Here is a 13187-nt window from a genome sequence, read left to right as displayed (position 1 = left end):
AATCCTTATCGGATTAGAAATCTACGCCCCAATTGACATAGATACGACCAGCTTCGAGATCAACGCGTTGTACCACATCTTTATGCCATGGAATCATTCGCTCTTCGCCATCGATGCTATCTGCTGTTGCACGAACAACCATGACATCATTGGCGCCTGTTTCAAACAATTCGTGGATTTGACCAAGATTTACTTCCTGTTCTTCTTCATTCAGACCTAATACGATTAGACCTTTTAAATCAGACCAGTAATACTCGTCCACGCCTGCTTGAGGCAGTTGCGATTTTGAAATCCAAACATTCGCGCCAACTAAGCTGTCTGCTGCAGTGCGATCACTCACACTTTTCAACGAAACAACCAAGCCTTTACCATGTGGTTTCCAACGTTTTACGTCTACAATTTGCCAACCTGCTTTGGTCTCAATGTACCAAGGAAGGTAGTCAAATATGTTGCTCATAGGTTCTGTATTGGAATAGACCCAGAGCCACCCATTTAATCCATATGCTGAACGTAGCTGTCCAATCTGAATACGATCTTCGGGCACATTCTGTGCTGGTGTCATGGGCTTACTGCCTAATTAAAGATTTAATTATGCAGTAGCTGCAGCTTTCTTAGCTTGAGCAGCTAAAGAAGCAACACGTTCAGACGGTTGAGCGCCTTGAGCAACCCAGTGAGCAAAACGATCAGCATCTAAACGAAGTTTTTCTGCTTTACCTTGAGCTGTAGGGTTAAAGAAACCAATACGTTCGATGAAACGACCGTCACGCGCATTGCGGCTATCAGTTACGATTACTTGATAGAACGGACGTTTTTTAGCACCACCGCGTGCTAGACGAATTACAACCATGATAGAACCTTATAGTTTTTACGGATTATCCTTGTACCGACCATCGATACATTTCAAACCCCTTTCATAGAGGGCAATATTTTACGTTATCTTTGTCATGAAAGGAAGATCAAATTTTATTTATCCGCAATTTTGAATTTAATTTTTATTTACCGTCCCAATTTGTGGTTGCTGATGGGGTGCAAGTGGTACCTTTGCTCCAACATTTTTGGCCTTGGCTATCTAATCCGACATCACCATTTCCGGCTTGCTGAGAACCCGCTATTGGAGCAGCATTTAAAGACCAAGTTAAATTATCTTTAGAAACTTCTAATTTAACTTTATATTTTGCTTCTCCAACACTTGGATAATCTTCTTCAAATGCTCCATTTTCCAATTTGGCATCTTTAAATGTCCCTTTCGCCATTTTATAATTGGATAAATTTCGGGCAATTTGAAGCATTTCACTTTGTGCATCAACTCGGTTTGTTCGAGCAATATATTCTTGATATGACGGATAAGCTATTGCAGCTAAAATTCCTATAATTGCCACAACAATTAATAACTCAACCAATGTAAATCCTTTCTGCTTCATACTTTCACCATGATGTAATCTCACTACCTGTACAAGCTGTAAAAGTAACACTGTCTTTGGTTTTACAACGAATCCCTTCGCTCGTCATAAGTAAGTTATAGTTTTTAACATCAGTACTTTCAGCTTTGATTGCCCAATTTCGACCTCTATTTGCATCATCCTTTGAAGACAATTGTTTCCCACTTATTGGATCTTGTAGGGTGATTGTGTATTTTACCTGATCACCACTTGCTCCTTTTGGCAATACAATTTCAGTCATTGCTTCAGATACACCATAAATATAATTAGGATCAAAACCTTTATAAGTGAAATTTTTGGCTTTATAGCGTTCTAATTGCTCAGCAATCTTTTGCATTTCTTGTTGAGCAGCGGATGCTGAAGCCCTACGGGTATACTCTGTATAGGCTGGAAAGGCTACGGCAGCTAAAATGGCAATAATTATGACAACGACCATTACTTCAATCAAAGTAAAACCAGATTGAGCACTTGATTGCTTACTGTAAATGTCAGTAGGCAAATTAGTTTCGAACTTAGCTTGCTGAAACATATTTTTCATACCACCGTATCGGATTTAGAATGCGGGTACATTCCCATTTACCAGAGCCTTGAATATTTCCAAGCATGGTTAAACTTCCACAACTATTTGGTTTATTTGAGTTTTCACCAGGTCCTAAAGTAATCCCTCGGATACCCGCCCCAATAACATTTGTATTTTTACCATTCAGAATTTGAAAGCCTGACTTTTTATCTTCATCTATATCCTTTGTACCATCTAATTTCAAACATACACCATATGGCAAACAGAACTGTTGGGTATTACTTTCACCGACAATGCGTGGTTTGCATGGATCTTGTTGTGCCACACCAGTTCCTTCTGGATCATATGTAGGTACAAATAAATAGTTAGTTAAAGCAATAGGTTCTTCTTCAAACGCCTTTATACCACCTGATGTTCTTCCTGATACATCATTTCCCGTATAATCGCTAGAAAGAGAACGATACCAACCTTGTAATCCTGTTTTATTATATGGAAAAAAGCTTGATGCAATTGCCCCAGATAGCGTTTGCGGATTTTTCTTTAAATCTGTCAGGACTAAATTAACTGTTTTTAAATCACTATCTGCAATCGTCATTAATGCCTTATTACTAAAATCACGATCAATTAACCCATAAACATTATTCATAGGTCTGTTTGGTATTGCTTTTGCAGGTAAGATTCCTTCTCGTCCAGTTAATGGCGTTACATCTAAAGGTGTACTACGATCACCTGAAGCAATCCCAACTAGAATAAAAGTGTCTGAACCTTGGGTATGCTTTGTTAAGGTTGGCGGTTGATAGAAGCGTGGTTGGTCTCCATCGGTTAGTGTTGTACTGCCTAGATTTGCCAGTCTTACAACCCGTTTACCAAATCCAGAAGCAGGTGTTCCTTTTGCATTATTTAAATCGGCTCTAAATACTTGCCCACCTAAATCACCAAAATAAAGATGATCAACCAGACCATCACCATCACGATCAACAGTACTTATACGACTCACAATACTATGCGTCATAGCCGCATTATTAGAATCTGCGCCTGCATTACTTGCATACCACAGAACAGAACCATCATTCGCATCTATCATATAGACAGCATTACCATCTGCTTGTGCTTTCTTACAGGCAGCACCACCATACTCCGTTGGATTTGCAGTATTTAATTTAAATCTTGGATTTTCATAGCATATATCATAACCACCACCGATGATCATCACACGTTTGAATTTATCGCCATAACGTACATTTGCAAGTACAGGTTTAGACCATGTTTGCCCTATGCGTGCATATTTCCCACCTAAATCAGGTCCAATTCTAAATAAAAATTTTGGTGAATTAGGATTCAGTACATTTAATCCGTAATAACTTGTCCCCCCCATCCGCATACCACCATACACATTCATCTGCTTCGCTCTCACAGATGTTGTGTTTGAGCTTGTGCCAAATTCGTATGCTGGATCGGCAACCCATGCACCATCTATTCCATAAGTGGCATCACCTGCTTCACTTCTGCGTAAGGCACTTGAAGCATTATCTTTTTCTAAGATATCTGCTGGAACAAAAACCATTTGTTCAGCACCTGTTGATGCATCAACAACGCGTAAACCTCCTTCCATACTGGAATAGAGCACAGATTGTGAGCGTACTGATGTTAAATCACCATTTCCGTCTAAATCGCCAGAATAGGTCAATTGAACAGGTAATGAATGAATACTCCCCCCCATTGCTGTAAAAGGGGAGCTTGGTGGATTTAATATATCTGGTAAAGTTGTCGTTGTTGCCAAATCTAAATCATAACCAAGATAATTTAATATTTTTATCTTAAGCGGAGTTGAAAAATCTTTTACGACAGCTTGTGTCTTAAACCCCGTCAATAATGCAGCATTATTTGCAATTGGTTTATTTGTCACAGCCAATAAATTGCTATCTTTTGCAGAGATTTTTACAAGTTTCCCATTATTTACACTAGATACGTCTGTAAATAAGGGTCTAAATAAATTAGGATTATCTGTTGTTGGCAAAGCTAATTTTGAATAAACTCCACCTTTTTCAACAAGACCTAAATCAAATGAATTTGAAGCATTAAAAAGGTCTTTGGTATTTTTATTTAATGCGCCAAGATCATTAAAAATTGTTGTTGATCCGTCTTTTAAGGCTCCGCCATTAATTCCATACTTTTTTAAATTACCTTGCCAGATTAAATAATTTTTCCCTGGATCAGGTTTTAAAGCACGTAAATATCCATATGGTTGAAAACCATTTGGATTCAAGGCATCAACTGGCACTGAAATAGCACCGGTTGACAAAGGATCTGGTGGAGTATCTCCCAGTGAGTTAATAAACTGGATTACACTTTTGGTGACATCAATTGATTTTGATGCTTGAAAAAAACCACCATTACCAAAACCACCATCATAATTATAACCATCTGTTCGACCTGTACCTGAGTTATTCGCTGTAGGCGATGGTATTGTCAATGCACCTCCATAACCAGGAGAACATTTATCATTTGGAGCTGCCCCTGTTGCAGCATCTTTATATGCACGTGAACTTATACGGCAAGCATTTTGTGTATCTTGGTTAGCAGTTAAAATGTTATTAGTAAAAAATGTGCTACCAAAACCAACAAAGGCCGTTTGAATTGAACGTTGCATTGGGTTTTTAGATGGATCAAACAAAGACTTAGAATATGCGCCCATACAACGCCATGCGCTTCCAGAATCTGCATTCGGAATTTCATTTGTACAGGAAAATAAAGAGCTTTTTGAATCTAAAGATTTTTTCATCAATGATAAAGCACGATCATCACTAGTATTATTAGCAACACCATCTGACAAAAAGTATATACCTTGACCGTCACAAGATGCTTTATTTGCATCACTTGGCAATGGTGATAAATAGTTTGATGAATTTCTAGTATCTATTATAACCGAATTATTGAAACCAGAATCTGGATTGTCCGTATAATAGTAATATCCATTATAATTACCAACCCGCCCAGCCTCTCCTAAAGTTGTATTAGATGAATTAAAATTACTATACCAACCATTCCATCTTCCAATACATGTACCATCTGTATCCCATGAATCACACTCTGCATAAGAGCTAGAATTATTGATTTTAAAATAACGTTGTAAATTAGCATTAGTTGTAGTGCCAAGTAAGTAGCTGGCTGCTTCAGCATATGCATTTGCTGATGGCGTTCCATTTCTTGCAGATAAGCCAGCAATGGCATTCTTCAAAGATAATCTTTGAGAGCTTCCAATTTCACCTAATTTCTTCGCAGGAACTAAAATTTGACCTGACTGCCCGTCTCCATTCGAAGAAAAATTTCCTACGCCAATATAAGTTGCAGAAAGTTTTGCTGTACTATCCTTGATTAAAGTATTCGCGACACTATCGTCACTTTCTAGTAGCTTAAACATACCGTCTTTTAATCGTGTGAGTCGATCAAGACACTGATATCCTGTTATAGTTCCATTAGTGTTTTTAATTTGCTCGCATCCTGACACTTCATCTTTAACAGAAGTAGATGCTGAGCTCGAAGAAACATAACAGAAATTTCGATCATAGCTTGGATTTGTTCCTGAGCTAATTCTATATGCTCTATTGTTTGTGAGACCAGATAGACTTGAAACTGATGTTGCTAAAGCAGTTTGTGAGCTTGTTCCACAATTTAAATTATAATCATCACGATAACTATAACCAGAACTATTTACAGGCCCCATACTTCCAGATGTGTCTAGCATCATGATAATTGTTTTTTGCCCAGCTGAAGGTGCAGCATAAATTTGTAAATCAGTCGCTTGAACAACTCCTGAAACAAACACAAACGTACAGCCAAAGGTCAGACAAAAAGCACTTAACTTTTGTTTTTTTACATGCCGAACTTTCTTTATCAGTGAGGCATTTTTAATTAAATTTCTCATTTTCATCCCCAAATCAAGGCTTTTCAGTTTGTGTAAATAATGTTTGCAAATTGAACTCTTGTGTTTGGCTATTTACAGGAACTCCTAAATCCACTAAACAATTTGCAATAGTTTTAAAATCTTTCGTTTCCACATCAGTATTATCACTAATATAACCAGGATTAGCGCTATCAACGCCTATACAAGCTTGTGCAGCTTTAATGTCTTTAGCGAATGCTGGAAAAATAGAGGTTGTCGTTACTCTTACTCTTTGTTGCTCGACTACATTTTTGGGTAGAATCGTTCCCGCACTTACGTTTGTTCCTTCACCCAATAAAGCACCTGGTGGTAAATCGGTGACTGCATCATTTGGAATTTTTATTGCAACTTGAGTGACCACAGCCTCCCTATTACTCCCAAAATCTTTTGTTAAATCACAAAATGCAGCTGAACCACCTGAGGCAACTGTTGGTTTTGCAGTTTTATTTGCTGGTGGGCGAAGTGTTGCGACACTTTGTGATGCACCAAACTTTACTTTTGAGGTAGGTCTATAACAAAAAATATACTCATTGCCTGGCTCTAATTTACTATCTTGCAAGGCAAAGCCCACGACCCCGCTTAAGTCCACCATTTTGGATAAATCTGATGTATAAAATTGATTTAAAGGAGTATCTGCAGTTTGACTTAAGAACTGCCCCACCTGTGTATTTGTTGCAATGTTCAATGATGTCATTGCAGTACGAATAGCAAAAACACCAATCAAAGTAATAAGTATCAGCATGAATAAAACAACAATCAAGGTTGCCCCTCTTTGGGACGAAGCCAATAATATTTTACTCATAGTGGCTCTCCCATCGCATTTCTTAATGCTATTGTTGTTGTGTATTCACGTCTTAAATACTTGCTGCTTGTATTTTTTAACTTAACCACTTCATTTAAAAAATTTATACTTGCTGTAGGATCAATTAACGTACTTTTCGTATCATCTTTTGAACGGACTAGTACTCCAACTTTAATTGAGACAACTCTTGGTGGTTTTTTATTTGCAGCTGCTGCAGTTTTGGCCTCACTCATATATTTATCAATCGAGTAATAGCTTAGATTTGTTTTATTATTATTTTGTGTACCTAAATAAAATCTTAAATGATCTACACGGGGCATGATGATTTGACTACGTTCACCCATCCCCTTAATTTGAGCAATAGATGTCGCTGGTGGTGTATTTGCATCACAAGCCAGTGCATAGTCTGTATCATTCTGACCATTATCATCCTTACGTAAAAAATAACGTTGAAGAATATATTCCCCTGCTGCAACTTCAGCCCCTTCACAATTAAACATTTTATTTGGCGCTATGAATAAAATTGTTAATTGATCACTTGCCGCATTTACATTTGACACCCCGCCTGCAGTCGTTAAAAACTTTGTATCCAAAGCAATAGGTAAATTAACGTTTCCAGTTGCTCCACTGGTTAAAACAACACCACCTTGATTGGTTTTATCATTTAACTCTGGATTATTTGTGTTCCCATAATTCGCAAGTCTTATATCATGCGCCATATATTCCAACCCAAAAACACCACTATCTTGCAACTCAGCACCTGCTTGTTGTAAGCGAGTCGTGATCAGGCCACCTGTAAATAGTTGTAGAGCAGCAGCACTAATGATTAATCCTAAAGCTAGGGCAACGATAAGTTCAACTAAAGTAAAACCTTTTTGTAATTGATTTTTCATACTAATAAGCCTCCATCATGAGGCATTTGGCATTATTTACATATATTCCAGAAGAATTCATACAGGCTGTATAATTCCCGGCAGAAAATTTTGTTCCATTCCAACCCGCGAATAGACACTGCCGGTTTGTAGATTGAATACCAGGGCAAGTCGCCATCGTTATATTTATTCCAACATTAGAAGCAGATCTTGCAACTAAAAATGCATCATAAGTAGCCATTTGTTCAGCAGTGCATGTTGTATCAATACATGATTTGGGCTCACTTGGACTACTCGTAATCCCTGCATAACTTTGTACTTTTGCAGGGTAAAAAGATTGTCCATTTGGATTAGCGCGAATGCTTTCAGTTAAACCTCTCAATAATAATGTCGCTTGAGATCTAAGCAGCGCTTCTTCACCCGCCTCTACCGCTTTGAGTTGTAAAGCAGCAAAACCCAAAACACCTATAGCAAGTAACACTAAAGCCACCAATACCTCAACCATTCCAACACCTGCTTGCTTATTTATAATTTTCATGAACAAGTTCCTAATGAAATATCAGATGCACCAGTAGAAGCGACAGTAATACTTTTAGACTTACTTTTTGCACACAAAGTAAATGTTTTTACACTTTCAACATTACCCATGGGTAAAAAAACTACCCCTGATACTGTTGATGTTACATTTGTACTGTCTGCTATATTTGCAAGAATTACTCTATTTTGAGCAATAAATTTATCACTATCCGCATTAGCAATAGTTTTTGTTACACATTGTTTTGCCGTAATTTGCGTACCCGCATTGTCTTTATTTGGGCAGACCACAACAGTTGAACGCAACGCAACTGCCCTACTTCTCCCCTCATTTAGTGCAAAGAGTATTTCTTTAGCACTATTATCTAAATTTTGTCTGGTAATATTCTCTGAAAATGAAGGCGCTGCAATCGACGCAACAATCGCCAAAACAGCAATCGTCACCATCAACTCAATTAAGGTGAATCCTCGATTTTTTTGCATTGCTCCCCCCATTGCAACAAAACGCTACCCTATTAAAAATCATAACTTAAATACTTACAAAACCAATACAAGTTGGATAAAAGGCATAAAAAAGCAGATAACTGAAATCTCAGCTATCTGCTTAAAAAATAAAGTTTAAATTTAAGCTTGCGTTACATGAATCCGTAGCTCTTTTGGCAGGCTAAATGTGATATTTTCCTCACGACCATTTAACTCTTGTGGTGCTGTCGCGCCCCAGTCCTGTAACCGTTGAATCACTTGCTTAATTAAAATCTCAGGTGCAGATGCCCCTGCTGTAACACCAATCTTATGGTTTGAGTTAAACCATTCCTGTTTTAACTCATCTGCGTTATCGATCAGATAGGCATGTTTCCCCATCCGCTCAGCCAACTCACGTAAACGATTTGAATTCGACGAATTTGGAGAGCCAACCACCAACACCACATCACATTGTGTTGCTAAATCTCGCACAGCATCTTGGCGGTTTTGCGTAGCATAGCAAATATCATCTTTACGAGGCCCTTGAATTTGAGGGAATTTATTTCGCAGAGCATCAATCACTTTGGCCGTATCATCTATAGATAAAGTTGTTTGGGTCACAAATGCTATTTTTTCAGGATGATGTACTGTTAAGGAAGCGACATCTTCTTCATCTTCAACCAGATAAATTTCACCACCATTCTTTTTGTCATACTGCCCCATAGTCCCTTCAACTTCTGGGTGCCCTTCATGGCCAATCAAAATTGCTTCGGTTCCTTCACGTGCATATTTCGTGACCTCAATATGTACTTTGGTAACCAATGGGCAAGTTGCATCAAATACTTTTAAACCACGACGCTCTGCCTCTTGTTGGACGGCCTTTGACACGCCATGTGCACTAAAAATAACAATATTATCGTCAGGCACTTCATCTAACTCATCCACAAAAATTGCGCCGCGCTGACGTAAATCGTCAACCACAAATTTGTTATGAACCACTTCATGACGGACATAAATAGGTGGATTAAAACATTCAAGCGCACGATTGACGATGGCAATTGCACGATCTACACCTGCACAAAATCCACGCGGATTAGCCAATACAATTTCCATAAAACCCTCAATGCTCACTTCAATGGTTGGATATATTTTAGCGATTAAACACAAACAATGTGTAAAAACTGTTTTGTTTGTCTGCGCTCTACTCTAAAATAGAGAAGATATTTTATCATATCAGGAAAAATATCATGTCGGGTCTATTGTTTGTCGTTTCTGCGGCATCAGGAACAGGCAAAACATCTCTCGTTAAAGCGCTACTTGAGCGTGTGAGCAATTTACACGTTTCTGTTTCACATACGACTCGTGGTCAGCGACCTGGCGAACTCGACGGTGTTCATTATCATTTCACCTCTAAAGAAAACTTTCTTGATCAAGTCAATCAAGGTGGTTTTATTGAGTATGCAGAAGTTTTTGGTAATTATTATGGTACTGCGCAAGCAACTGTAAAAGACCAATTGGCGAAAGGCCATGATGTGCTACTTGAGATCGATTGGCAAGGTGCTGAGCAAGTTCGTAAACTTTTTCCTGAATCTAAACAAATTTTCATTCTTCCTCCAACACAGTTTGATTTACGCCAACGTCTCTCAAATCGTGGCACAGACTCTGTTGAAGTTATTGAACATCGCTTAAGTTGTGCAGTGGAAGACATGCAACAATATGTCAACTTTGAATACATCATCATCAATGATGATTTCAATAAAGCGTTACATGATTTGGAATCTGTTATTAATGCCAATCGCTTAAAAATAGATCAACAGGCAAATCGTCATCAGGCTTTAATTACCAAACTGATTACACCACAATCTTAGATCTAAATACTTATGATCTAAATGCTTTCTAAATAAGCTTCGATTAAAACTTGAGTCTATGATGAAAGCATTTTATACTGCACAGTCTATTTAAAAAATTTGTATTCAAACGAGAATTCTTATGGCACGCGTAACCGTTGAAGATTGTTTAGACCATGTAGACAACCGCTTTGAGCTTGTACTAGTGGCAAGCAAACGCGCGCGTCAATTGGCACGCCAAGGCATTGAACCAACTGTTGAGTGGGACAATGACAAGCCGACTGTTGTTGCATTACGTGAAATTGCGATTGGTCATGTGACTAAAGATATCTTGAAGCAACGTGATCAAGATTACCAAACGTCTAGTCTTGACCTTGCTTTATCAGCAAACAATCTTAATCTTGAAGGTTTTTCTTTCCAGTAAGCTAAGCCTTTGAAAAAAGCCTAGTTTTTCAACTAGGCTTTTTTATTTCAATTATTTTGCAAAAAGTTTTGCCAATCAATCGACAAAATTCAAAATATTTGTTAAAAAAAATAGATATATTTGATGTCTAGAAATTGACAAGCGGCTCAATATGCTTTTCATTAAAGCATTAGGAAAAATATTTCAAATTTGTAATTTAAGATAGGTGTTCTATGCCAGGCCAACAGGTCAGCCAATCCAAGCAACAGTTGAATGTAATTATCGACGCGTACTTAAAACCAAGTGATGTCGAGCGAGTACTTGTGGCTTGTGATTATGCTGATATTGCGCATGATGGTATTACACGTAAAAGTGGTGAACCCTATATTTTACACCCGATTGCGGTGAGTTGTATTTTGGCACATATGCGTATGGATGCCGAAACGCTCATGGCAGCCTTATTGCATGATGTGATTGAAGATACAGATTTCACCAAAGAAGATATCACTGAAAAATTTGGTAAAACCGTGGCTGAATTGGTCGATGGGGTCACCAAACTGAGTCATTCCAGCGATAAAGAATATAATAAAGCTGCGTCTTTCCGTAAAATTCTTCAAGCCACCTTACAAGACCCGCGTGTCATTATTATCAAACTCGCCGATCGTTATCATAATATGACGACTCTAGGCGCTTTACGGCCAGATAAACGTGCACGCATCGCACAAGAAACTTTTGATATCTTTGTTCCTATGGCACGACTTGTAGGAATGAATGAGATGGCAGATAACTTAGAACATCTGTGCTATCAAAACCTAGATCTCGATATGTACAATGATGTACAAGAAAATTTACTCAAAACCAAACCAGAGCGCTGTAAATATCAATCGGTTTGGGAACAAAATTTAGCTGAATTACTCAATAATTATAATATTCAAGGGCGCATCAAAAAGAAAAACAATAATATCGAACTGTTACGCCACTTTGTAAAAAATGAAATCGACTTACAAGAGCTCACCCATAGCCATGCTTTTGAAATTGTTTTACAAAGCATTGCGGATTGTGATCGCTTGGTCGATGCCTTACGTGAAAATTTCCAAGTCATCGACTATGAAGACCATATCCGTCGCCCATTACCAGGCGGAAATCAGTCTTTAATGATCAAACTCAAAGGTGAACGTACCACGTTGTCCTTAACCATTCAAACCGAACTGATGCGTAAAGCTGCACGCTTTGGTGTGGTCCTCGGTGAAAATGCGCCACAAGCTTGCCGTTCTGCGATCCAAGCATCGATGAAGAATTTAGATCTTCTTGTCGGTGGTGAATGTGCAAAAACCACATTTAGCGATCTACTTGATTATTTACATCAAGAAAAGATCTGGGTCTACACCCCACATGGACAGCTACATGAATTACCGCAAGGCGCTACAGCCGTTGATTTTGCTTATTCAGCGAGTTTATTTTTAGGCAACCATGCGGTGGGTGCTAAAATCAATGGTGAAATTAAACCGCTTTCAACCCCTTTGGTCAGTGGTCAGGTGGTTGAAGTCATTACCGATGTATTGGCAACGCCAAACCCAGACTGGTTAAGCTTTATTAATACCCAAAAAGCGCGCCGTGCGATTCAAAATATCTTGCGTGATCAAGATCCAGATGAACAACGCCTAGTGGGGCAACAAGCGCTCAATCGTGCTTTAAAACTGTTTAATCGCTCGACCAAAGACTTATCCGAAGCGGATTGGAAAGATCTATTAGAGTGGCGTCATGTGCCCGATAAAGACACTTTATTTGAACAAATTGCAGTGGGAGACCTACTACCACAACTGGTCGCTAACCATTTATTTGCCCAATCTAAAGCCACTGAAGAACATGCTTCAAATCGCCTCATCCAAGGTACAGATGGTGTCGATGTAAAATATGCACACTGTTGTAACCCAGTCTTGGGAGATCCGATTCAAGGACATTTATCCCGTCGTGGCTTAATTGTGCATCGTGCACGCTGTCATAACTTATTGCATGAACAACATTTACATCCTGAAAATATCATGTCTTTACAGTGGACATCGGAAGAAGAAGAAGATGTGAACTTTAATGCTTATTTGAGTATTGATCTTATTTTAACCGATGAACAAATTTCAGAATTGATTTACTTATGTCGTAAAGCAAAAACTGGGGTTGAATCAGTACGCTCTCATGAAGATAAAACCTATGTGAATATCGTGGTGAATAATCGTAAACAAATTGCGCAAATCATTCGTGAACTCCGTATGCAATTTGGTTTTCCTCGTATTAGTCGAATGTCTATGCCAGTTTCAATTAATGAGACGCTAAAAGCAAAAGCGTGCTAAATTAAGACCTGTAATGTTTA

General features: G+C 38.4%; 13 protein-coding genes. 3 read left to right on the top strand and 10 right to left on the bottom strand.

Translation table 11 applies throughout. From position 1 onward, the window contains the following. Window positions 1-13: 13 nt before the first annotated feature. From rimM to ispH, 10 genes are all read right to left on the bottom strand, one after another. Entirely contained in the window at window positions 14-562 is a 549-nt protein-coding gene (rimM, locus tag ACZ5QH_RS01750; RefSeq protein WP_004718282.1) for a ribosome maturation factor RimM, read from the bottom strand. Window positions 563-589: 27 nt separating this feature from the next. Continuing rightward, window positions 590-847 (bottom strand): 30S ribosomal protein S16, encoded by a 258-nt coding sequence (rpsP, locus tag ACZ5QH_RS01745; protein ID WP_004718284.1) that lies wholly within the window; start codon window positions 845-847, stop codon window positions 590-592. A gap of 145 nt (window positions 848-992) precedes the next feature. Further along, the gene (locus tag ACZ5QH_RS01740) at window positions 993-1421 is read right to left on the bottom strand and encodes a type IV pilin protein (protein WP_303577654.1); all 429 of its coding nucleotides are present in this window, start codon (window positions 1419-1421) and stop codon (window positions 993-995) included. A gap of 4 nt (window positions 1422-1425) precedes the next feature. Next, on the bottom strand, window positions 1426-1968 hold the full coding sequence (locus tag ACZ5QH_RS01735; RefSeq protein ID WP_303577653.1) for a type IV pilin protein: 543 nt from the start codon (window positions 1966-1968) through the stop codon (window positions 1426-1428). Further along, window positions 1952-5884, bottom strand: coding sequence for a pilus assembly protein (locus ACZ5QH_RS01730; RefSeq protein ID WP_303577652.1), 3933 nt, complete (start codon window positions 5882-5884; stop codon window positions 1952-1954). The genes ACZ5QH_RS01735 and ACZ5QH_RS01730 overlap by 17 nt, the downstream gene beginning before the upstream one ends. A 13-nt stretch (window positions 5885-5897) precedes the next feature. Beyond that, window positions 5898-6704, bottom strand: a complete 807-nt coding sequence (locus ACZ5QH_RS01725; protein WP_303577651.1) for a pilus assembly PilX family protein — start codon at window positions 6702-6704, stop codon at window positions 5898-5900. Further along, the gene (locus tag ACZ5QH_RS01720; protein WP_303577650.1) at window positions 6701-7597 is read right to left on the bottom strand and encodes a PilW family protein; all 897 of its coding nucleotides are present in this window, start codon (window positions 7595-7597) and stop codon (window positions 6701-6703) included. Before ACZ5QH_RS01720 ends, ACZ5QH_RS01725 begins: the two co-directional genes overlap by 4 nt. Before the next feature lies 1 nt (window position 7598). Continuing rightward, window positions 7599-8114: a type IV pilus modification protein PilV gene (gene pilV / locus ACZ5QH_RS01715; protein ID WP_004818639.1), complete on the bottom strand. Its 516-nt coding sequence runs from the start codon at window positions 8112-8114 to the stop codon at window positions 7599-7601. After that, window positions 8111-8593 carry a GspH/FimT family pseudopilin gene (locus ACZ5QH_RS01710; protein ID WP_303577649.1) on the bottom strand — a complete coding sequence of 161 codons (483 nt, stop codon included), beginning with the start codon at window positions 8591-8593 and terminating at the stop codon, window positions 8111-8113. Before ACZ5QH_RS01710 ends, pilV begins: the two co-directional genes overlap by 4 nt. Window positions 8594-8734: 141 nt before the next feature. Then, window positions 8735-9685 carry a 4-hydroxy-3-methylbut-2-enyl diphosphate reductase gene (gene ispH, locus ACZ5QH_RS01705; protein WP_056516662.1) on the bottom strand — a complete coding sequence of 317 codons (951 nt, stop codon included), beginning with the start codon at window positions 9683-9685 and terminating at the stop codon, window positions 8735-8737. Window positions 9686-9819: 134 nt separating this feature from the next. Here ispH and gmk point away from each other — a divergent pair, with 134 nt between their 5' ends. The 3 genes from gmk to ACZ5QH_RS01690 all read left to right on the top strand — a co-directional run bounded on the left by gmk (window position 9820) and on the right by ACZ5QH_RS01690 (window position 13167). Beyond that, on the top strand, window positions 9820-10440 hold the full coding sequence (gene gmk / locus ACZ5QH_RS01700; RefSeq protein ID WP_034617459.1) for a guanylate kinase: 621 nt from the start codon (window positions 9820-9822) through the stop codon (window positions 10438-10440). Between the two features lie 121 nt (window positions 10441-10561). Then, on the top strand, window positions 10562-10843 hold the full coding sequence (rpoZ, locus tag ACZ5QH_RS01695) for a DNA-directed RNA polymerase subunit omega (RefSeq protein WP_004718302.1): 282 nt from the start codon (window positions 10562-10564) through the stop codon (window positions 10841-10843). A 212-nt stretch (window positions 10844-11055) separates the two neighbouring features. Next, the gene (locus tag ACZ5QH_RS01690; protein WP_096732769.1) at window positions 11056-13167 is read left to right on the top strand and encodes a RelA/SpoT family protein; all 2112 of its coding nucleotides are present in this window, start codon (window positions 11056-11058) and stop codon (window positions 13165-13167) included. The last annotated feature ends 20 nt before the right edge of the window (window positions 13168-13187 follow it).

It is taken from the genome of Acinetobacter sp. Ac8, from assembly GCF_055392545.1.
This window is presented reverse-complemented; position numbering and strand designations above follow the sequence as displayed.